Below are 20,498 nucleotides of genomic sequence, written 5' to 3' on the forward strand. Positions count from 1 at the left end.
CAGTGCCCCTACAGTGATTCGAGAATTGCGGCAACACCCAGTCCACCGGCAGCGCATACCGAGACCAGGCCCCGGACGGGGCGGCCCTCGGCACTGGCCTTGGCGTGGAGCGTCTTGGCAAGGGAGGCGACAATCCTGCCGCCTGTCGCGGCGAACGGATGGCCGGCGGCGAGCGAGGAACCGTTGACGTTCAACCGTGACCGGTCAATTTTGCCGAAAGCGCCGTCCAGGCCCAGCCGGGTACGCCCGAATTCCTCGTCCTCCCATGCCGCGAGCATGCTGAGGACGGTGGAGGCGAAAGCTTCGTGGATCTCGAAAAAGTCGATGTCCGCCAGGGTAAGTCCCTGCCGGGCGAGCAGCCTCGGTACGGCGAATACCGGGGCCATCAGCAGGCCGTCCTTGCCGTGGACAAAATCCACGGCGGCCGCTTCGGCGTCCACGACCGCGGCAAGCTTGGGCAGGTCCCGGGCGTCAGCCCACTCCTCGGAGGCCAGCAGCACGGTGGAGGCACCATCGGTCAGCGGAGTGGAGTTGCCTGCTGTCATCGTCGCGTCGGCGCCGAGGTTCTTCCCGAAGACCGGCTTCAGGCCGGCGAGCTTGTCCAGCGAGGTGTCAGGACGGAGGTTTCCGTCGCGGGTCAGGCCCCGGTAAGGGGTGATGAGGTCATCGAAGAACCCGGCATCGTAAGCCGATCCGAGGTTCCGGTGGCTGTCGAGTGCCAGTTCGTCCTGGGCCTCACGGGAGACCTTCCACTGCGAGGTGGTGAGCGCCTGGTGCTCCCCCATGGAAAGACCTGTCCGGGGCTCGGAGGTGCCGGGGGCCAGCGGGGCGAGGTCCTTGGGCCTCAGCCGGCTGAGGATCTGAAGCCGCTGCGGAATGCTTTTGGCCCGGCTGAGGTCGAGGATGACTTCGCGCAGGCCTTCGCTGACCACCACGGGCGCGTCCGATGCGGAGTCCACTCCGCCCGCGATTCCCGACTCGATCTGGCCCAGTTTGATCTTGTTGGAGAGGCCCACCACGGTTTCGAGCCCCGTGGCACATGCCTGCTGAAGGTCGTACGCGGGTGTTTCGGGTGACAAGGCAGAACCCAGGACTGCTTCCCGCGTGAGGTTGAAGTCCCGGGAGTGCTTCAGCACAGCCCCCGCGGCCACTTCTCCGATCCGCTCGTCCTGCAGCCCAAAGCGTGCAACCAGCCCGTCCAGCGCCGCCGTCAGCATGTCCTGGTTCGAGGACTTGGCGTATGCCCCACCGGCCCGGGCGAACGGGATCCTGTTGCCGCCAACGATGACTGCCCTGCGGAGCCGTGGGTCGGAGGCTGCGGCGGGAGTGCCGGATTCGGGTCCGGTAGTGGTCTGTCCGTCAATGGACATGGGTATCTCCTCGGGTCACGTGCGGTTACCGATACCCAGCGTACCTGATACGCTGGGTATCGTGAACATCCAGCAAACCGGCTCCTTACCCGTGTCCGCCGCCGTCGGCGGTGACGGCCGCTCGTCCCGTTGGCAGAGCCACCGGGAGGAACGGCGCCGGGAGCTGATCAAGGCAGCACGCCGGGCCGTGCACGCACTGGGCAGCGACGCCTCAATGGAGGACATCGCAACGGCCGCCGGTACGTCGAAGTCTGTGTTCTACCGGTATTTCGGTGACAAGGCAGGACTCCAGCAGGCCGTGGGCGAGGTTGTCCTCAGCCAGATGCAGCGTCGGATCCGGGAGGCCGCGCAGAGCGCAGATACTCCGCGGGAAGGTTTGCTGGCCATGGTCACTGCCTACCTGCAGATGGCCAGCACCAGTCCCAACGTCTACACCTTTGTGACCCGTCCGGCCGCCGACGCGGACACCGCCCAGGACCCGGGAGCGGGATCTGCCGCCCTGGGGCACTTTTTTGACTCCGTCGCCGAAATGATTGCCGCACCCATGCGCTCCCATTTGGGTGACGGCAAGGAAGCCGTCATCGGCTACTGGCCCAAAGCCGCCATCGGTATGGTCCGGAACGCGGGCGAGCAGTGGCTCACCACCCCTGCTTCCCCTGCCAAGCCGGGGCAGGAAGCGATGGCGCGGCAGATCACCGACTGGCTCTGCGTCGGCATCGCACCGGAGCTGATATCCGCAGGGACATGAACACCCTCTGCAGCGGCAACAATCAGCACCACCACCTCTGTCAGCACCAACGAAGGACTCGACATGACTGAATTAGTGGACCGTCCCGCCGGAAGAAGGCAGCGCCCCGCCACGCGGGCAGCTGCCGCCAACAGGACAGCCGACGCCCGGCCCGCCGGCGTCGACGTCGCTGCCCTGGGAGAGCAGCTCCTGGGCAAGTGGGCCGAAACCCGGCGCCAGGCCAGGGACCTTGCCGCACGTCCTGAGCTTCACAAGATCGAGGGGTTAACGCACACTGAGCACCGTGCCCGGGTATCCGCGCAGCTGAAGTACCTGGTGGAGAACGAGGCCGTGCACCGTGCCTTCCCGGAGTCGCTGGGCGGATCCGACGACCACGGCGGAAACATTGCAGGCTTCGAGGAACTGGTGGTGGCGGACCCGTCGCTGCAGATCAAGGCAGGTGTCCAGTGGGGGCTCTTCGGTTCCGCGGTGATGCACCTGGGGACTGTAGAGCACCACGCAAAGTGGCTTCCGGGAATCATGAGCCTGGAGATCCCGGGCTGCTTCGCCATGACCGAAACCGGACATGGCTCGGATGTAGCAAGCATTGCCACCACCGCCACCTACGATCCCGCCACCGAGGAGTTCGTGGTGCAGACGCCGTTCCGCGCTGCGTGGAAGGACTACATCGGCAACGCCGCCATTGACGGCCTGGGTGCGGTGGTGTTCGCCCAGTTGATCACACGGGGCGTCAACCATGGGGTCCACGCGTTCTATGTGGACCTCCGGGACCCGGAAACCAAGGAGTTCCTGCCCGGCATCGGCGGCGAGGACGACGGCATCAAGGGCGGACTCAACGGCATAGACAACGGCCGGCTGCACTTCACCAGCGTGCGTATCCCCCGGACCAACCTGCTCAACCGTTACGGAAACGTCGATGTTGACGGCACCTACAGCTCCCCCATCGCCAGCCCGGGCCGCCGCTTTTTCACCATGCTGGGAACCCTGGTGCAAGGCCGGGTGTCCCTCGATGGTGCCGCGGTGGCAGCCTCCAAGGTGGCGCTGAAGGCAGCCATCCGGTACGCCACCGAGCGCCGGCAGTTCAACGCATCCTCCCACACCGAAGAGGAAGTACTCCTGGACTACCAGCGCCACCAGAAACGCCTGTTCACCAGGCTGGCCACCACCTACGCAGCCAGTTTTGCCCACGAGCAGCTGTTGCAGAAGTTCGACGACGTCTTCTCCGGCGCGCACGACACCGACGAAGACCGCCAGGACCTGGAAACGCTCGCCGCCGCACTGAAGCCGCTCAGCACCTGGCACGCCCTGGACACGCTGCAGGAATGCCGGGAAGCCTGCGGCGGCGCCGGCTTCCTGATCGAGAACCGCTTCGCATCGCTGCGGGCGGACCTGGACGTCTACGCAACCTTCGAAGGCGACAACACAGTTCTGCTGCAACTCGTGGCCAAACGGCTCCTGGCCGACTATGCGAAGGAATTCCGCAGCGTCGACTTCGGCGTGCTGGCCCGGTACGTGGTGGGCCAGGCCACAGGGGCCGCCATTCACCGGACCGGCTTGCGGCAGGTAGCGCAGTTCGTCGCTGACACCGGATCAGTGCAGAAGGCGGCCATCGCCCTCCGCGATGAGGAAGGCCAGCGGGCGCTGCTTACCGACCGGGTGCAAGCCATGGTGGCTGAGGCCGCAACCGCACTCAAGGGAACCGGCCGGATGTCGCAGGAGAAAGGCGCCGCGCTGTTCAACCGGCACCAGAACGAACTGATCGACGCCGCGCAGGCCCATGCCGAGCTGCTCCAGTGGGAGGCCTTCACCGATGCCCTCAGGGACGTAAAGGACCCCGGCACTCGGATTGTCCTGACCTGGTTGCGGGACCTGTTCGGCCTGTCCCTGATCGAGAAGAACCTCTCCTGGTACCTCATGAACGGCCGGCTCTCCATGCAGCGGGGCCGGACGGTGGGTGAGTACATCAACCGTCTGCTGGTGAAAATCCGCCCGCACGCAGTGGACCTCGTGGACGCCTTCGGCTACGGCGAAGACCACGTGCGCGCTGCCATCGCCACCGGCGCCGAGAAGGAGCGGCAGGACCAGGCGCGGGCCTACCTTCGCGGCCAACGGGCCAGCGGCAAGGCGCCGGTGGACGAGAAGGTCCTGCTGGCGCGGACCGCCGGCCACCGGAACTAACCGTCCCGCAACAGCAATTACGACGACGGCGCCGCCCACCTCACAAGGTGGGCGGCGCCGTCGTCGTTAAGGGGTTCGGGAACGTCAGCTCTGTGCCGGCAGGACGGACCGGTACACCTCGAGGGTGGTTTCGGTGATGGATTCCCAGGAGAAGTGTTCCTCGGCGCGCTTCCGGCCGGCCTGCCCCATGGCGCGGGCGCGGTCGGGGTCGGAGACAACCTCCGTGAGGGCCGCAGCAAATTCCGTGACGAACTTCTCCGGATCAAGGGGTGTCCCCGTGCCGTCGGTTACCTGCTCCAGGTCCACGAGCAGGCCGGTCTGGCCGTGCTCCACCACCTCGGGGATGCCGCCGGTGGCGCTGGCCACTACAGCGGCGCCACAGGCCATGGCCTCCAGGTTCACGATGCCCAGCGGCTCGTAGATGGAAGGGCAGGCGAAGGCGGTGGCATGGCTGAGCACCTGGATCAGTTCATGGCGGGGAAGCATGCGCTCGATGAGCACGACGCCGGTGCGTTCGCGCTGCAGGTCCTCAATCAAGCGGGCCGTCTCTGCGGCAAGCTCCGGAGTGTCGGCAGCGCCCAGGCACAGGACCAGCTGGACGTCGGCGGGAAGCTTTGCTGCCGCCCGCAGGAGGTACGGGACGCCCTTCTGGCGGGTGTTCCTGCCCACAAAGACCACGCTGGGCTTGTCCGGGTCGATGCCCAGGGCACGGACGGCGTCGTCATTCTCGTCGCGCTGCCACAGCTCAACGTCGATGCCGTTGTGGACCACGCGGACCTTGGCCGGATCAACGTCCGGGTAGCTGCGCAGGATGTCCTGCCGCATGCCCTCCGAGACGGCGATGATGGCGGCCGCTGCCTCGTAGGCGGTCTTTTCCACCCAGGAAGACAGTGCGTAACCGCCGCCCAGCTGCTCCGCCTTCCAGGGGCGCAGCGGCTCCAGGCTGTGGGCACTGAGCACGTGCGGAATGCCGTGGAGCAGGGACGCGAGGTGCCCGGCCATGTTGGCGTACCAAGTGTGCGAATGGACAAGGTCCGCGCCTTCGATGTCCGGGACGATCCGCAGGTCCACCCCCAGCGTCTGCACGGCGGCATTGGCCGAGCCGAGGTCCTCCGGCACCGCGTAGGAGGACACCGCCGCCCCATGATAGTCGGCGTCGCGCGGAGCCCCAAATGCACGAACCTGCAGGTCAACGTGCTTACTAAGCACCCTGCTCAATTCGGCTACGTGGACCCCGGCGCCACCATAGATTTCAGGCGGAAACTCTTTAGTCACAATGTCTATTCGCACAAGACCCAAGGTAGTCCTTCACGCATAACTGTTCTAGTGTGAAGGAGTCCGGGCATGCCGGACTGTCTTGGGGAGTTACGAAGGCGTACAGGAGCGATCATTATGCCGTTGAACAAAAGAGTCCTGGCCATTGTCCTCGCGGGCGGCGAGGGAAACAGGCTGATGCCACTGACGGCAGACCGCGCGAAACCGGCGGTACCCTTCGCCGGAAGTTACCGGCTGATCGACTTCGCCCTGTCCAACCTGGTGAATTCCCGCTACCTGCAGATCGTTGTGCTCACCCAGTACAAGTCGCACAGCCTGGACCGCCACATCTCTGAGACCTGGCGCATGTCCACGCAGCTTGGCAACTACGTGGCTTCGGTTCCGGCCCAGCAGCGTGTGGGCAAGAGCTGGTTCCTGGGCAGCGCCAACGCCATCTACCAGTCCCTCAACCTCATTCACGACGCCAACCCGGACATCGTTGTGGTGGTCGGCGCTGACCACGTTTATCGTATGGACTTCGCGCAGATGGTGGCCCAGCACGTGAACAGCGGGGCAAAGGCAACGGTCGCCGCAGTGCGGCAGCCCCTTCACATGGCCGACCAGTTCGGCGTGATCGAAGTGGACCAGAACGATCCTCAGAAGATCGCCGCCTTCGTGGAGAAGCCGTCCAGCACCCCAGGCCTGGCCGCGGACCCGTCCCAGTTCCTGGCCTCCATGGGCAACTATGTCTTTGACGCCGACGCCCTGGTAGCGGCTCTCCACGTGGACGCCGAACGTCTGGACACCAAGCACGACATGGGCGGGGACATCATCCCGTACTTCGTGAACCAGGGCGAGGCCGGCGTCTACGACTTCACGCTGAACGACATCCCCGGCTCCACCGAACGGGACCGCACCTACTGGCGCGACGTAGGCACCATCGACTCCTTCTATGACGCCCACATGGACCTCATCTCCCCCCTTCCGGTCTTCAACCTCTACAACTCCGAGTGGCCCATCTACACCCGGCAGAGCATTTCCCCGCCGGCCAAGTTCGTCCGGGGCCAGAACAACACTGTTGGCACCGCGCTGGACTCGATCGTTTCCAGCGGCGTGGTGATCTCCGGCGCAGTGGTGGAAGGCTCGGTCCTGTCCAATGACGTCTTTGTGGGTACCAGTGCCCGCGTCATCGACTCCGTCCTGATGGACAAGGTGTATGTCGGCGAGGGCGCCGTGATCCACCGGGCCATCCTGGACAAGAACGTCAAGGTGCCTGCAGGTGCGGCAATCGGACTGGATCCCGACCTGGACCGTGCCCGCGGCTACAAGGTCACCGAATCCGGTATCACCGTGCTGGCCAAGGGCCAGGAAGTTCCGGAACCCGGTGACGAGGAGCGGAAGCTGGCGGCCGCGAACCTGCACCTGGTACCGAATGCCGTAAAGGCCGCCGCCGAGCAGTACCCCGAGGTCCGTGAGTCGGTGGACAAGGTTGCCAAGACGCACGCCGCGGCGGCAGCGGAAGCAGTGCCGGGAGTACGTATTTCCTGAACCGTTCCGCGTGGGCACTCCCCCGGCGGTCCCTGCGCAGTGGGGGCCGCGGGGAGTTCCAGGCTGTAAAATCAGTACAATGAGCTCCCCCGATCTGACGCCTGAGGAAATCCAGGCATGCCTCAAGGTCCTCGACACGATCCACGCCTATGACGAGGAGCACCCGGACTACGTCTCGGTGCGGCGCGCCACCGGCAAGATGTTCAAGGCCGTCAAGAGGCACCGGCGGGTCACCAAACGGGACCTCATCTCCGAGGCAGACCGGGCAGTCATTGCCCTGACGGCCACCGCGGCGCCGGACCGGATCGACGACGAAACCCGCGGCAACAAGCTGGCGCCCTCCACAACCGGCAAGGTGGCCGGCCACCTCATCAGGTCCCGCCCTTGTTACATCTGCAAGCAGCACTACACCCAGGTGGATGCTTTCTACCACCAGCTGTGCCCTGAGTGCGCCACCTTCAACCACGCCAAGCGCGACGCCCGCACCGACCTGACCGGCCGCCGCGCGCTGCTCACCGGCGGACGTGCCAAGATCGGGATGTACATCGCCCTCCGGCTGCTCAGGGACGGTGCACACACCACTATTACCACCCGGTTCCCCAAGGATGCCGCGCGCCGGTTCGCCGCCATGGAGGACAGCGGTGAGTGGCTGCACCGGCTCCGGATCGTGGGCATCGATCTGCGCGACCCGGCCCAGGTCATGGCCCTGACGGACTCACTGAACGAGGCGGGCCCGCTGGATATCATCATCAACAACGCGGCCCAAACGGTGCGCCGGTCCGGCAATGCGTACAAGCCGCTGGTCGATGCCGAGGACGAGCCGCTGCCGGCGGCCCTCGAGCAGGCCAACGGCGGCCCCGAGCTGGTGACCTTCGGCCACGCACACGACAAGCACCCCCTGGCCCTGGCCAGCAGCGTCACCGAGCACCCGGTGCTCGCCGGGGATGCCATCACCTCGCTGGCGCTGTCCACCGGGTCGGCTTCGCTGGAGCGGATCGCTTCGGGAACAGCGATCGACGCCGGCGGCCTGGTGCCGGACCTGGCCACCATCAACAGCTGGACCCAGGTGGTGGACGAAGTGGATCCGCTGGAGATGCTCGAGGTCCAGCTCTGCAACGTCACGGCCCCGTTCCTGCTGGTCAGCCGGCTGCGGCCGGCGATGAAACAGTCCACGGCGCGGCGGAAGTACATCGTGAATGTCTCCGCTATGGAGGGCCAGTTCTCCCGCGCCTACAAGGGACCCGGCCACCCACATACGAACATGGCCAAAGCTGCGCTGAACATGATGACCCGGACCAGCGCGCAGGAGATGCTGGAAACCGACGGCATCCTCATGACCGCCGTGGACACTGGCTGGATCACGGACGAACGTCCCCACTTCACCAAGGTCCGGCTCATGGAAGAGGGCTTCCACGCGCCCCTGGACCTGGTGGACGGAGCCGCGCGCGTCTACGACCCCATCGTGATGGGCGAGAACGGCGAGGACCAGTACGGGGTGTTCCTCAAGGACTACAAGCCCAGCCCCTGGTAGGCGTATGCTCAGCGGCATGAGCCGCGAGACTTCCCCTGACGTACAGAATCTGGAACACCACGAGTGCTGGGCCATGCTGCGGACGGTCTCCGTGGGCAGGCTCGCGGTCCTTGCTGACGGGCGCCCGGACATCTTCCCTGTCAACTACACAGTGGACGGCGGAACGCTCGTCTTCCGCACCGGCGAGGGCACCAAGCTGGCCGGCTCCTCGAAGGGTGCCGCCGTGGCTTTGGAAGCGGACGGCGTGGATCCCGACACCGGGCTGGCCTGGAGCGTGGTGGCCAAGGGCACGGCCGACGTCGTTACCGGCACCGAACAGATTATGGAAACCACCCAGCTGTACCTCTTCCCCTGGCAGGCGGGGAAGAAGGACGCGTTCGTCCGGATCACGCCGGACAGCATCACCGGCCGGCGGTTCAAAGTCACCGAACCGCTCACCTGGTGGACCCAGCTCAGCGGCGCAGCCAAAGCATCACCGGAGTAACCCGCCTCGTAAGCGTGCCGGTCAGGCGAGCTGGGTGATCTCCACGCTGACGCTCAACGCCGATCCGCCGCCGCCGGACAGGATGCCCTTCAGCGGGGGCACGTCACGGTAGTCCCTGCCCCGGGCCACGGTGACATGGAAATCGCCGGCAGGCTTGTGGTTGGTGGGGTCCCAGCTCCGCCAGTCCCCGTCCCACCACTCCAGCCAGGCGTGGGACTGCCCGGCCACTGTTTCGCCAATGCCCGCACTGGAGCGCGGGTGAAGGTACCCGGACACGTACCGGGCGGGAATGCCGCAGCTGCGCAGCGCCCCGATGGCGAGGTGGGCCAGGTCCTGGCACACGCCCTTGCGCTGGCCCCAGGCTTCCTCCGCGTTCGTGGTGACGGCGGTGGAACCGGACATGTACGTCATCTCGCCGCGCATCCACTCAAACACCGCCATGGCAGCCTCGTGCGGGTTCTTGCCTTCGACTACGCCGGGAATGATGCCCAAAACCTCATCCCCGGGTCCGCTCAGCCGTGACTGCGGCAGCCAGTCGCTGAAGGTGTTGAGTGTCTCGGCTGAAGCCAGGACATCCCAGCCCGCAATGTCGGACTCAGAAGGGATCTTTCCGGCGCGGTGCACCTCCACGGTGATGTTGGAGACGACCTCGAGGTGCTCGTGCGGCATCTGCATGTCGAACGCAGTGACCCTGGTCCCCCAGTAGTCCCGGTAGGTGCTGACGGCGGCCTGCGACGGCGACACCTTGACCACCGATTCCAGCACTACCTGCTGCGAGTCGGTGAGCGGCGTCATCCGGGCCTCGTTGTAGGACAGGGTGACGCGTTTGTTGTACTTGTATGCCGTCTTGTGAACGATGCTCAGCCGGGTCATGAAACTTCTCCCACCCAGGCCAGTTCGTCCGCCTGATTGAAGTACTTACGGGAAATGGCGTCCGAGGCCTGGGACACTGCCTTCTGCACCCGCTCCATGTGCTCGGGCAGCTCGGACATCAGGTCGTCGGTGCGGTGGAACTCAAGGAAGGTCCGGGCCTGGCCCACGATGCGGCGGGCGTCGTTGATGAAACCCACCCTCTGGGCAGAGGGATCAAGTTTTGCCAGGCACTCGTCGGCGTCGCGGAGCGCGTAGACGATGGACCGCGGGAACAAACGGTCCAGCAGCAGGAATTCTGCCGCATGCTGGTCACCGAAGGCTGCCCGCCGGGTGCGCAGGAAGGACTCATAGGCGCCGGCACAGCGGAGCATGTTCACCCAGGACATACCCGCGGACAGGACGTCGCGGGTGGAAAGCATGCGCGCGGTCATGTCGGCCCGCTCCAGCGAGCGTCCCAGAACGAGGAACAGCCAGCTCTCGTCATGGCTCACCGTGGTGTCGGCCAGGCCGCTGACCATGGCGGTGCGTTCGAGGGTCCAGTTGCAGAACCGGTAGGTGCCCACCACGTCCTTGCGGTGCTGGCTCAGCCCGTAGTAGGTGGTGTTCAGGCTCTCCCACAGGCCGGACGAAACGGTTTCCCTGGCGCGGCGTGCGTTCTCACGGGCAGCGCCGAGGGAGCCGGCGATGGAGGTGGCACTGGTTTTGTCATAGGCCAGGGCGTGGAGCAGCTCCGGCAGGCCGAAGTCCTCGCTTTGCGGGCGCGCGCCCATTACCGCCAGGAGCTCCTGGGCCACGCTCTTGCGTTCCTCCATGGGGAGGTGGTTCAGGCGTTCCAGGTGGACGTCAAGGATACGGGCGGTGCCATCGGCCCGCTCCACATACCGGCCAATCCAGAAAAGGGACTCGGCTATACGGCTAAGCATTCGCGGTTACCTCCTGCGGGCCCGAAACTGTAAAAGAAACCAGCCCGACGGCGGACGGGCTCACTGCTGCTGCTCCGACTGGCGGTCGCGCCAGTTACTCTCCACGGGCCACACGGACACGCGTTCGCGGACGGAGATGGAGGGCCTCGGCACGGTTTCCACCGGCACCTGGGGCGAATCCGCCAGGACCCAGGTGTCCTTGGAACCGCCGCCCTGGCTGGAGTTCACGATCAGGGACCCTTCCTTCAGCGCCACGCGGGTCAGGCCGCCGGGAAGAACCCAGACGTTGTCGCCGTCGTTCACTGCGAAAGGCCGCAGGTCCACGTGTCGGGGGCCGAATTTGTCGCCGCTCAGCGTGGGCACCGTGGAAAGCTGCAGGACGGGCTGCGCAATCCAGCCGCGGGGGTCGGCGATGACCCGCTGGCGCAGGGCGTCGAGCTCGTCCTTGGAGGCGTCCGGGCCGATCACCAGGCCCTTGCCCCCGGACCCGTCCACCGGCTTGACCACCAGTTCGGAGAGGTTGTCCAGCGTGTACTCCCGCGCTTCCTTTTCCTCGAGGCGGTAGGTGTCCACGTTGGCGATAATGGGCTCCTCACTGAGGTAATAGCGGATCAGGTCAGGGACGTAACTGTAAACCAGTTTGTCGTCGGCAACGCCATTACCCACGGCGTTGGCGATGGTCACCCCGCCAGCCCTGGCCGCGTTCACGAGGCCGGGGCAACCGAGCATGGAATCCGCCCGGAACTGCAGCGGATCCAGGAAGTCGTCGTCGATCCGCTTGTAAATCACGTCCACACGCTGCTCGCCGGCCGTGGTGCGCATGTACACGCGGTTGCCGCGGCAGATAAGGTCGCGGCCTTCCACCAGTTCAACACCCATCAGGCCGGCAAGCAGCGTGTGCTCAAAGTAGGCGCTGTTGAACACGCCGGGAGTGAGCACGACGACGGTGGGATCGTCCACGCCGGCGGGTGCGGTTTTGCGCAGGGCTGAGAGGAGCCGGCGGGGGTATTCCTCCACCGGCCGGATGAGCTGCTGCCCGAAGGCTTCGGGCAGGCCCTTAGCCATGGCACGCCGGTTCTCCAGGACGTAGCTCACGCCGGAGGGCACGCGCACGTTATCCTCCAGGACGCGGAACGTTCCGGCGGCATCGCGGACCACGTCAATGCCCGAGATGTGCACGCGGACACCGCCGGCCGGCTCAAAGCCGTGCACCTGGCGGTGGAAGTGCGCGCTGGTGGTCACCAGCTGCCGCGGGATCACGCCGTCGGACACCACGGTCATCTTGTCGTACACGTCGTTGAGGAAGGCCTCGAGCGCGCGCACGCGCTGCGCGACGCCGCGTTCCAGCACATCCCATTCCGCCGCGGGGATGACGCGCGGGACGATGTCCAGCGGGAACGGGCGCTCCTCGCCGGCGAAATCAAAAGTGACGCCACGGTCCAGGAAGGTGCGGGCCATCGAGTCGGCGCGTGCGCTGACATCGGCGAGTGAGAGCTTGCGAAGGGCGTCCGCTACTTGCCCATAGGAGCCCCGGGCCTGCTGCCCGGGGGCAAACATCTCGTCGTAGGCTCCGTTCCGGCCGGCGGCCACGGAGTAATCCTGGAATAGGTCTGACATGTCCACAAGCCAACCATCTTTTTGTTTCGAATTCATTACTGCCATCCATTCTGGCGTGTTGGCGCAGGCCGCCTGGTTCGTGGATTCAGGAACTTTTCCGGCACAGTAGGTGAGTGCCAGTCAGCAGAAGCCTCCCAGCCCCGGGCCCGGGCCTCCCCGAACATGCTGACCGGCTGATCCCGGGGCTGGCCACGGCGGCCCTTGCGCTGGCTGTTGCCTTCCTCGTGCACCGCCTGGTTCCCGCGCTTCCGGCCATGACGCTGGCCGTGGTTTTGGGCGTCCTCGCAGCCAACCTGCCCGCGGCCGGGGTCTGGACCGCCGGAAGGGCCCGCCCCGGGCTGGACTTCGCCGGAAAACACCTGATGCGCGGCGGCATCGTCCTGCTGGGGCTGAAGGTGAGCGTCATGGACGTGCTGGGGCTGGGCTGGCTTGCCTTGGTCCTGATTGCCGGGGTGGTCGCCGCCAGTTTCGGCGGCACCTACCTGATCTCCCGGCTGTTCCGTCTTCCGCCCGTGACCTCGCTCCTGGTGGCGACCGGGTTCTCGATTTGTGGTGCTTCAGCCATCGGAGCCATGGCCGCGGTGCGCCGGATCCGGCACGTGGACACCGTCCTTCCGGTGGCGCTGGTGACGCTGTGCGGGACGCTTGCCATCGGCGTCCTGCCCTTGCTGGTCCACCCTCTTCAGCTTTCCGCGCCCGCGTTTGGGGCCTGGACGGGCGCGTCCGTTCACGACGTTGGCCAAGTGGTGGCCACGGCGCAAACTGCGGGAACGGCAGCACTGGGCATCGCCGTGGTGGTTAAACTCACCCGGGTGCTGCTGCTGGCGCCCGTGACAGCCATAGCCGGAGCACACCACCGACAGGCCATGCGGTCCGGCCCCGACAACGATGCTCAGGCGAAGCTGCCGCCCGTGGTCCCATTGTTCGTCCTGGGCTTCATGGCCATGGTGGGCCTGCGTTCCACAGAGTGGCTGGGCGCCGGGTGGCTGGAGGCAGGGGCGGCGCTGCAGGACATCCTGCTCGGTGCCGCGCTGTTCGGTCTGGGCTCGGCGGTGCGGATCCGCACCCTGATGCTCACCGGCGGACGCGCGCTCCTGGCAGCCCTTGCATCCTGGCTCCTGATTGCCCTCCTGGGGCTGGCGGCCGCCCTGCTGATCACTGCGTGATATTGGCCACCCGCCCCGTGATTAGATAGCTGGGTGTCACATGAGAATCTGCAGCGCGATGAAGCTGCCGCCCGGTCAGCCCTGATCAACACCACCAGCTATGACGTTTCGCTGGACGTGCGGCAGGCACCGGACCCGGACGTGGCCGGCTATCCCACCAGCAGCGTGATCAACTTCACCGCCGAGCCCGGTGCCTCAACGTTCCTGGACTTCATCGGCAGCGAGGTGCACAGCGTGGTCCTGAACGGCAAGGGCCTTCGCGTGGATGAGGTGGTGGACGGCGCCAGGATCAGGCTGGAGAAGCTGCAGGCCGAGAACCAGGTCACCGTTACCGGAACTGCCCTCTACAGCCGCTCCGGTGAGGGAATGCACCGGTTCGTGGACCCTGCCGATGGGCAGTGCTACCTCTACACCCAGTACGAGCCGGCCGACGCCCGCCGGGTTTTCGCCAACTTTGAACAGCCCGACCTCAAAGCCACCTACACCTTCCATGTCATGGCGCCCGCGGACTGGCACGTCGTCTCCAACGGGGCGGAGGTTAACCGCACCCTGCTCACGGACGGTTCCGCCACGGCCCGCTGGGACTTCGCCGCCACAGAGCCCATGTCCACCTACATCACCACCGTGCTGGCCGGGCCGTACTTCAAGGCCGAGGACCGCTGGCAGGCAACGCTCGACGACGGGACCTCCCTGGACGTCCCGCTCGCCCTGTACTGCCGCGCCTCTATGGCCGGTTCATTCGACACCGATGAGCTGTTCCGGCTTACCAAAAAAGGCCTGGACTTCTTCAACCGGCTCTTCGACTACCCCTACCCGTGGGGCAAATACGACCAGGCCTTCGTGCCCGAATACAACCTCGGCGCCATGGAGAACCCCGGCCTGGTGACGTTCACCGAAAGCTACGTCTTCACCTCCCGTGCCACCGATGCCCAGTACCAGGCGCGGGCCAACACCCTGATGCACGAGATGGCGCACATGTGGTTCGGCGACCTGGTGACCATGCAGTGGTGGGACGACCTGTGGCTCAAGGAATCCTTCGCCGACTACATGGGCACCCTGGGTGTAGACCGCGCTACGGACTGGGACACCGCCTGGGTCAATTTCGCCAACAAACGCAAGGCCTGGGCCTACGTCCAGGACCAGCTGCCCACCACCCATCCCATCGTGGCGGACATCCCGGACCTGGAAGCCGCCAAGCAGAACTTCGACGGAATCACTTACGCCAAGGGCGCCTCGGTGCTGAAGCAGCTGGTGGCCTACGTGGGATTCGAATCCTTTATCGCCGGCTCTCGTGAATACTTCCGCAAGCACGCCTACGGAAACACGTCCCTGGCCGATCTGCTGGCCGCACTGAGCACCGCTTCCGGGCGGGATCTCGCGGGCTGGGCGAAGCAGTGGCTGCAGACCTCGGGGATCTCCACGCTGTCCCTGGACTTCGCGGCCGGTGACAAGGTAAGGGACGACGACGGCGCCCCCGGCCGGGTGGCCATCGTCCAGGAAGCGACGGACCCGGTGACGGGACGCGAAGAGCTGCGGCCGCACCGCCTGCGCGTGGGCTCCTATGATTTTGACGGCGACGGCGCGCTGGTGCGGACCGGAAGTTTCGAAACGGACGTGGCCGGTGCACGGACGGAACTCCCCCAGCTCGCCGGCCAGCGGCGGCCCGCCCTCCTGCTTGTCAACGATGATGACCTCACCTATGCCAAGGTCCGGCTGGACCCTGCATCCGAAGCAACCGTGCGGGCATCGCTGGACCGGATTACCGATCCCATGGCCCGGGCCCTCTGCTGGACGGCGTTGTGGAACTCCGCCCGGGACGGAGAGAGGCCCGCTTCGGGGTACGTGGACGCTGTTGCCGCTTTCGGCCCGGCTGAAACCGGGATCGGGGTGCTGCTGAACATCCTCGAGAACGCGGGCACCGCCGTCGAACGCTACACCCCGGCCCGGGAACGCGTTGCCGTGCGGGCGTCCTTCCTGGCCACCGCGGAGGATGACATGGACCGGGCAAAACCGGGCTCGGACCAGCAGCTTGCCTGGGCGCGGACGCTCGCCACCTTCAGCAGGCATGACAGCTCCATGCTGCCCCGGCTGAGGGGTTTGTTGGATGGGACAGCGCCCGTGGAAGGCCTGTCGGTGGATGCTGAACTGCGCTGGCACATGTGGCATGCCATGGCTGCAAACTGCCAGGCAACGGTGGCTGAGCTGGACGCCGAACTGGCCCGCGACACCACGGCATCAGGACGCGCCGGCCACGCCACGGCCCTCGCCGCCCGGCCCGATCCGGACGTCAAAGCCGCGGCATGGAACGCCGCAGTGCACGGGAACGAACTCTCCAATCAGCTGCTGTCCGCCACGATCTCGGGTTTCATGACAGCGCCGGCGAACCTGCTGGAGCCCTATGTGGAACCGTACTTTGAGTGCCTGCGCAGTGTGTGGGAGGGGCGGAGCATCGAGATCGCGAGCCGGATTGTCCGCGGCCTTTTCCCGCTGGCCCAGGACTTGGCGGAAGGCACGGAGCCGGTGGACCATCCGGTCATTCGGCGGACGGACGAGTGGCTGGAATCCAATGCGGACGCTCCCCGTGCTCTGTGCAGGATCATCATCGAGCAGCGCAGCCACTTGCTGCGGGCACTCACCGCACAGGCATCCCGGTAACAGTCTTTTGTACCGCGCTGCGCAGTGAAGCCTGTGCTCGCTGCGCAGGGGCAGTCCGTGCCCAGCGAACCTGTGCGTCAGTGCGCAGCCGCGCTGGACTCACGGCACCCGGTGGAGCCATTCGTCGGTTCCGAACTTTGCAGCCACGCGTTCGCGGGCCGTGGCCAGCTCAGCCTCGGTCAGCTCCGAGGGCGTGGCGCTGTACCGCTCGGCGAAGACTTCCATCATGGCCGCGATGATGTCCGGGCGGGCCAGGCCGGTCTGGCGGCGGAGCGGGTCCACCCGTTTCTTGGCGCTGCGGGTGCCCTTGTCCGAGAGCTTTTCCTTGCCGATGCGCAGCACTTCCACCATCTTGTCGGCGTCGATGTCGTAGCTCATGGTCACGTGGTGCAGCATGCCGCCGTTGGCCAGGCGCTTCTGGGCAGCCCCGCCGATTTTGCCCTGGTCCGTGGCGATATCGTTCAGCGGGACGTAGAAGGCGGTGATGCCCAGTTTCTCCAGCGCGGCCATGACCCAGGCGTCGAGGAACGGGTAGGAGTCGGCGAAGCTCAGGCCGTCCACCAGGGTCTGCGGCAGGTACAGCGAGTACGTGATGCAGTTGCCCGCCTCCATAAACATCGCTCCCCCGCCGCTGATCCGGCGGACCACTTTGATGCCGTGCTTGGCCACTCCGTCCGGGTCCACCTCGTTGCGGTAGGACTGGAAGCTGCCGATCACCGTGGACGGTTCCTGCCAGTCCCAGAAACGGAGCGTCGGATTGCGGCGGCCGGCGCCCACCTCTTCGGTGAGCACTTCGTCCAGCGCGACGTTGATTTCCGTGGGCAGGACCGTGGGCGCGATGAGGTTCCAGTGGTGGTCCGCCCAGGATGTGGCCCTGGCCAGTGCGCGGCGGACTGCGATGGCGACGGCGTCGGCAGAGAAGCCGAACAGGGCCGCATTGGGAGGCAGTGAAGCGGTGACGACGGCGGCAAGCTCGGACGCCGTCATACCTTCCGGCAGTCCCGTGAGGCCGCGGTTGATGTCCAGGAGTGCCTCGTCCGGCTCAAGGAAAAAATCACCGCTGACGGAGACGTTGGCCAGCAGGCCGTCCGTGACGTCCAGGTCCACCACCACCAGCTTGCCGCCGGGGACTTTGTACTCGCCGTGCCGGCGGGAAGCGGAATCAGCTGCTGGGGATGGCGTAGCGGTCATGGCTTCCATCCTGCCCCAGAAAGGCGGCCCGGCGCCAAGCCGATGCGGCCCCTGCAGACGTTAACGCGAAAAGCCCGCACCGTTGCCGGTGCGGGCTTCCCTGGCAAGCTTGGGCGAAGTGAATTTACTTCTTGCCGCCGAAGCCCTTGAAGCGAGCGTTGAAGCGCTCGACGCGGCCTGCGGAGTCCATGATGCGCTGCTTGCCCGTGTAGAACGGGTGGGACTCGGAGGAGATTTCGACGTCGATGACCGGGTAGGTGTTGCCGTCTTCCCACTCGATGGTCTTCGAGGAAGACACGGTGGACTTGGTCAGGAACTTGACGCCGGAAGCCAGGTCGTTGAAAACAACAGCTTCGTACTTCGGGTGGATATCAGACTTCATAATGGGACCTTTGTTCGCACAACTGGATTTTGCCAGTTGCCAGGTATGAATGGGATGGCCGCGTTCCGCGCCGAAAGACTCGGGACGGCCAGCTACCAATAATAGCGGATAAGCACGGTGCCAGCGAACCGGGCAAGGCCCCGCGCCGGAGCTTAATTCCGGAGCTCGTCGCGTGGCCGCAGCTCCCAGAACGCCACGGCCGAGGCGGCAGCCACATTGAGCGAATCCACCCCGTTGCGCATGGGGATTTTGATCGCGAGGTCGACGGCCGCAAGTGTCTCTGCGCTCATGCCTGCGCCTTCGGTGCCGAGCACCAGGGCCAGTTTCTCCGGATTCTGCGCGGCCACCTTGTCCACGTCCTGCGCATCATCGGTCAGCTCCAGGGCCGCGACGGTGAAGCCGTGGTCCTTGAGCAGGTGCAGGTCCTGCGGCCAGCTGTTGAGCCGTGCCCAGGGCACCTGGAAAACGGTGCCCATGCTCACGCGGACACTTCTGCGATAGAGGGGATCGCCGCAGCGGGGCGACACCAGGACGGCGTCGATGTCCAAAGCGGCGGCCGACCGGAAGATCGCCCCCACATTGGTGTGGTCCACGATGTCCTCCAGCACGGCCACGCGGCGGGCGCCGGCGAGCAGTTCGGGCAACGGCACCGGGGCGGGACGCTGCATGGCCGCCATGGCGCCGCGGTGGAGATGGAAGCCGGTAATCTCCTCCAGTAGGGCGGCGCTGCCGATAAACGCGGGTACGTCCGGGTACGCCCGGAGGATGTCCTGGAGATCGTCCAGCCACTTTTCCGCCAGGAAGAACGAGCGCGGCTGGTGCCCGGCTGCCAGCGCACGGCGGAGCACCCGCGAGGATTCTGCAATGTACATGCCCTCGGCGGGCTCCCGGAGCTTGCGCAGGTGCACGTCCGTGAGCTGGGTGTAGTCGGTCACGCGGGGATCCGCGGCGGACTCGAGATAGTGGATTGTCACCGGGAGATTATTTCAGCAGATTGGCGGTCATGAATCCCAGGGCCACCAGCCCCAGGACGAAGATCACCCCGCGCAGCACTGTGGGGGAAAGCCTGCGTCCTACCTTGGCGCCCAGGAGGCCGCCGATGCTTGAGCTGACGGCGATCAGCAGCACAACGAGCCAGTTGATCCGGTCGAACGCGAACAGCAGGTAGGAGATGGCGGCCACCAGGTTCACGCCGAGCACCAGGATGTTTTTCATGGCATTGGCGTTTTGGATGGTGCCGGTGAGGAAGACGCCAAGGATGCCCACCAGCAGGATCCCCTGGGCAGCCACGAAGTAGCCGCCGTAAACCCCGGCAAGGTAGACCAGCACCACCAGGAGGACAGCGTGCCGTTTGTCCCGCACCGCGTGTTCCGGGTTCTCCTCGCGGTTGCGTACCCAGGCCTGCATGCGCGGCTGGAATACCACCATCAGCAGGGCGAGTACCAGCAGGACCGGGGCCACGTAGTGGAAGACCTTTTCCGGCAGGTGCAGGAGCAGCCAGGCGCCGGAGATGCCGCCCAGCAGGGACGCCGGCAGCAGCCGCATCAGTTGCCGGCCGCGGCCCTTCAGCTCCCGGCGGTAGCCGAACGCTCCGGCAGCCGTCCCGAAAACGAGGCCCATCGCATTGCTCATTGAGGCAACAACGGGTGTGACCCCCAGGGCGATGAGGACGGGGAACGTTACCAGGGTGCCGGAGCCCACCACGGCGTTGATAGTGCCGGCCCAGAGGCCGGCGATGGACACAAAGATGCTGCTGAGGAGATCCAAGGTGCTACGGTGCCGCTGTTAGCGGCGGGCGACGGCGGTGTACCGGCCGGCGTTCTCAGTCACATCGAGGTCCAGGCCGAACGTTTCACTGAGGTTTTCCGCCGTCAGTACCTCAGTGATCGGGCCCGCGGCCACCACGCCACCGTCGCGCAGCAGCATGGCATGCGTGAAGCCCGGCGGAACTTCTTCAAGGTGGTGGGTGACGAGCACCATGGCGGGTGCGGCCTCGTCGCGGGCGAGTTCTCCCAGCTTGTGGACGAGTTCCTCACGGCCGCCGAGGTCCAGGCCGGCGGCCGGTTCATCCAGCAGCAGCAGTTCAGGATCGGTCATCAGGGCGCGGGCGATCTGGACACGCTTGCGCTCCCCCTCGGACAACGTTGCGAAGGTCCGGTTCAGGAGGGGGCCCATCCCCCAGTCGTTGAGGAGGCGGAAAGCCCGCCGTTCGTCGTCGCGCTCGTACCCCTCGCGCCAGCGGCCCGTCACGCCATAGGCGGCGGTGACCACCACGTTAAGGACGTTCTCGTGCTCGGGAATCTGGGTGGCGAGGGCGGCTGAGGAAAGCCCGATGCGGGGGCGGAGTTCGAAGACGTCAACCCGGCCCAGAATCTCATCAAGGATCCCTGCCGTGCCGCTGCTGGGGTGCATACGCGCGGCAGCAATCTGGAGGAGTGTGGTCTTGCCAGCGCCGTTAGGGCCGAGGATCACCCAGCGTTCGCCGTCGTTGACCTGCCAGTCGACTTTGTCCAGCAGGGTCTTTTTACCGCGGACAACGCTGACGGAGTCCAGTTCCAGAACATCACTCATAGGAGTA

The 20,498-nt window shown here is 65.9% G+C and carries 17 protein-coding genes; 7 read left to right on the forward strand and 10 right to left on the reverse strand.

All coding sequences use genetic code 11. The annotated features are described in order from the left end of the window. Positions 1 to 8: 8 nt before the first annotated feature. The gene (locus QF038_RS10325; protein WP_307610058.1) at positions 9 to 1,370 is read right to left on the reverse strand and encodes an acetyl-CoA C-acetyltransferase; all 1,362 of its coding nucleotides are present in this window, start codon (positions 1,368 to 1,370) and stop codon (positions 9 to 11) included. On the opposite strand from QF038_RS10325, the gene QF038_RS10330 reads away from it, so the two are divergent. Then, a complete protein-coding gene (locus QF038_RS10330) occupies positions 1,369 to 2,118 on the forward strand; it encodes a TetR/AcrR family transcriptional regulator (protein ID WP_307610059.1) in 750 nt (249 codons plus the stop codon). The two genes, QF038_RS10325 and QF038_RS10330, sit on opposite strands and share 2 nt — an antisense overlap. Before the next feature lie 63 nt (positions 2,119 to 2,181). After that, positions 2,182 to 4,296, forward strand: a complete 2,115-nt coding sequence (locus QF038_RS10335) for an acyl-CoA dehydrogenase (RefSeq protein ID WP_307610060.1) — start codon at positions 2,182 to 2,184, stop codon at positions 4,294 to 4,296. 84 nt (positions 4,297 to 4,380) lie between these two features. On the opposite strand, the gene glgA is transcribed toward QF038_RS10335, so the two are convergent. After that, the gene (gene glgA / locus QF038_RS10340; RefSeq protein ID WP_307610061.1) at positions 4,381 to 5,586 is read right to left on the reverse strand and encodes a glycogen synthase; all 1,206 of its coding nucleotides are present in this window, start codon (positions 5,584 to 5,586) and stop codon (positions 4,381 to 4,383) included. A gap of 102 nt (positions 5,587 to 5,688) precedes the next feature. On the opposite strand from glgA, the gene glgC reads away from it, so the two are divergent. The 3 genes from glgC to QF038_RS10355 all read left to right on the forward strand — a co-directional run bounded on the left by glgC (position 5,689) and on the right by QF038_RS10355 (position 9,113). Then, the gene (glgC, locus tag QF038_RS10345) at positions 5,689 to 7,098 is read left to right on the forward strand and encodes a glucose-1-phosphate adenylyltransferase (RefSeq protein ID WP_373461554.1); all 1,410 of its coding nucleotides are present in this window, start codon (positions 5,689 to 5,691) and stop codon (positions 7,096 to 7,098) included. Positions 7,099 to 7,177: 79 nt separating this feature from the next. Continuing rightward, positions 7,178 to 8,629 carry an SDR family NAD(P)-dependent oxidoreductase gene (locus tag QF038_RS10350; protein WP_307610062.1) on the forward strand — a complete coding sequence of 484 codons (1,452 nt, stop codon included), beginning with the start codon at positions 7,178 to 7,180 and terminating at the stop codon, positions 8,627 to 8,629. 16 nt (positions 8,630 to 8,645) lie between these two features. Then, positions 8,646 to 9,113 carry a pyridoxamine 5'-phosphate oxidase family protein gene (locus tag QF038_RS10355; protein WP_307610063.1) on the forward strand — a complete coding sequence of 156 codons (468 nt, stop codon included), beginning with the start codon at positions 8,646 to 8,648 and terminating at the stop codon, positions 9,111 to 9,113. Positions 9,114 to 9,134: 21 nt separating this feature from the next. Here the strand turns inward: QF038_RS10355 and QF038_RS10360 are convergent, their stop codons facing one another. The 3 genes from QF038_RS10360 to QF038_RS10370 are packed head-to-tail and all read right to left on the reverse strand — an operon-like array spanning position 9,135 to position 12,526. Further along, positions 9,135 to 9,986 carry a transglutaminase family protein gene (locus QF038_RS10360; protein WP_307610064.1) on the reverse strand — a complete coding sequence of 284 codons (852 nt, stop codon included), beginning with the start codon at positions 9,984 to 9,986 and terminating at the stop codon, positions 9,135 to 9,137. Continuing rightward, positions 9,983 to 10,909 carry an alpha-E domain-containing protein gene (locus tag QF038_RS10365; RefSeq protein ID WP_013600945.1) on the reverse strand — a complete coding sequence of 309 codons (927 nt, stop codon included), beginning with the start codon at positions 10,907 to 10,909 and terminating at the stop codon, positions 9,983 to 9,985. Before QF038_RS10365 ends, QF038_RS10360 begins: the two co-directional genes overlap by 4 nt. Before the next feature lie 60 nt (positions 10,910 to 10,969). Further along, on the reverse strand, positions 10,970 to 12,526 hold the full coding sequence (locus QF038_RS10370; protein WP_307610065.1) for a circularly permuted type 2 ATP-grasp protein: 1,557 nt from the start codon (positions 12,524 to 12,526) through the stop codon (positions 10,970 to 10,972). Between the two features lie 113 nt (positions 12,527 to 12,639). On the opposite strand from QF038_RS10370, the gene QF038_RS10375 reads away from it, so the two are divergent. Both QF038_RS10375 and pepN read left to right on the forward strand, forming a co-directional pair. Further along, a complete protein-coding gene (locus tag QF038_RS10375; RefSeq protein WP_307610066.1) occupies positions 12,640 to 13,692 on the forward strand; it encodes a YeiH family protein in 1,053 nt (350 codons plus the stop codon). Positions 13,693 to 13,725: 33 nt separating this feature from the next. Beyond that, positions 13,726 to 16,347, forward strand: a complete 2,622-nt coding sequence (pepN, locus tag QF038_RS10380) for an aminopeptidase N (protein WP_307610067.1) — start codon at positions 13,726 to 13,728, stop codon at positions 16,345 to 16,347. Between the two features lie 99 nt (positions 16,348 to 16,446). Here the strand turns inward: pepN and QF038_RS10385 are convergent, their stop codons facing one another. The 5 genes from QF038_RS10385 to QF038_RS10405 form a co-directional block, all read right to left on the reverse strand. Beyond that, the gene (locus QF038_RS10385; RefSeq protein ID WP_307610068.1) at positions 16,447 to 17,538 is read right to left on the reverse strand and encodes a biotin/lipoate A/B protein ligase family protein; all 1,092 of its coding nucleotides are present in this window, start codon (positions 17,536 to 17,538) and stop codon (positions 16,447 to 16,449) included. A 124-nt stretch (positions 17,539 to 17,662) separates the two neighbouring features. Beyond that, on the reverse strand, positions 17,663 to 17,920 hold the full coding sequence (locus tag QF038_RS10390; protein WP_009358283.1) for a type B 50S ribosomal protein L31: 258 nt from the start codon (positions 17,918 to 17,920) through the stop codon (positions 17,663 to 17,665). A 152-nt stretch (positions 17,921 to 18,072) separates the two neighbouring features. Further along, the gene (locus tag QF038_RS10395; protein ID WP_307610069.1) at positions 18,073 to 18,894 is read right to left on the reverse strand and encodes an RNA methyltransferase; all 822 of its coding nucleotides are present in this window, start codon (positions 18,892 to 18,894) and stop codon (positions 18,073 to 18,075) included. 7 nt (positions 18,895 to 18,901) lie between these two features. Beyond that, positions 18,902 to 19,687, reverse strand: coding sequence for a sulfite exporter TauE/SafE family protein (locus QF038_RS10400; protein ID WP_307610070.1), 786 nt, complete (start codon positions 19,685 to 19,687; stop codon positions 18,902 to 18,904). A gap of 18 nt (positions 19,688 to 19,705) precedes the next feature. Further along, positions 19,706 to 20,491, reverse strand: coding sequence for an ABC transporter ATP-binding protein (locus tag QF038_RS10405; protein ID WP_050055299.1), 786 nt, complete (start codon positions 20,489 to 20,491; stop codon positions 19,706 to 19,708). Positions 20,492 to 20,498 lie beyond the last annotated feature (7 nt).

The organism is Pseudarthrobacter sp. W1I19 (assembly GCF_030817835.1).
Lineage (GTDB): Bacteria > Actinomycetota > Actinomycetes > Actinomycetales > Micrococcaceae > Arthrobacter.

Excerpts from the sequence above, each read along its gene's own strand:
- QF038_RS10330 (WP_307610059.1), top strand. The coding sequence starts at position 1,369 with ATGGGTATCTCCTCGGGTCACGTGCGGTTACCGATACCCAGCGTACCT.
- QF038_RS10325 (WP_307610058.1), bottom strand. The coding sequence starts at position 1,370 with ATGTCCATTGACGGACAGACCACTACCGGACCCGAATCCGGCACTCCC.
- QF038_RS10335 (WP_307610060.1), top strand. The coding sequence starts at position 2,182 with ATGACTGAATTAGTGGACCGTCCCGCCGGAAGAAGGCAGCGCCCCGCC.
- glgC (WP_373461554.1), top strand. The coding sequence starts at position 5,689 with ATGCCGTTGAACAAAAGAGTCCTGGCCATTGTCCTCGCGGGCGGCGAG.
- QF038_RS10350 (WP_307610062.1), top strand. The coding sequence starts at position 7,178 with ATGAGCTCCCCCGATCTGACGCCTGAGGAAATCCAGGCATGCCTCAAG.
- QF038_RS10355 (WP_307610063.1), top strand. The coding sequence starts at position 8,646 with ATGAGCCGCGAGACTTCCCCTGACGTACAGAATCTGGAACACCACGAG.
- QF038_RS10360 (WP_307610064.1), bottom strand. The coding sequence starts at position 9,986 with ATGACCCGGCTGAGCATCGTTCACAAGACGGCATACAAGTACAACAAA.
- QF038_RS10365 (WP_013600945.1), bottom strand. The coding sequence starts at position 10,909 with ATGCTTAGCCGTATAGCCGAGTCCCTTTTCTGGATTGGCCGGTATGTG.
- QF038_RS10370 (WP_307610065.1), bottom strand. The coding sequence starts at position 12,526 with ATGTCAGACCTATTCCAGGATTACTCCGTGGCCGCCGGCCGGAACGGA.
- QF038_RS10385 (WP_307610068.1), bottom strand. The coding sequence starts at position 17,538 with ATGACCGCTACGCCATCCCCAGCAGCTGATTCCGCTTCCCGCCGGCAC.
- QF038_RS10390 (WP_009358283.1), bottom strand. The coding sequence starts at position 17,920 with ATGAAGTCTGATATCCACCCGAAGTACGAAGCTGTTGTTTTCAACGAC.
- QF038_RS10405 (WP_050055299.1), bottom strand. The coding sequence starts at position 20,491 with ATGAGTGATGTTCTGGAACTGGACTCCGTCAGCGTTGTCCGCGGTAAA.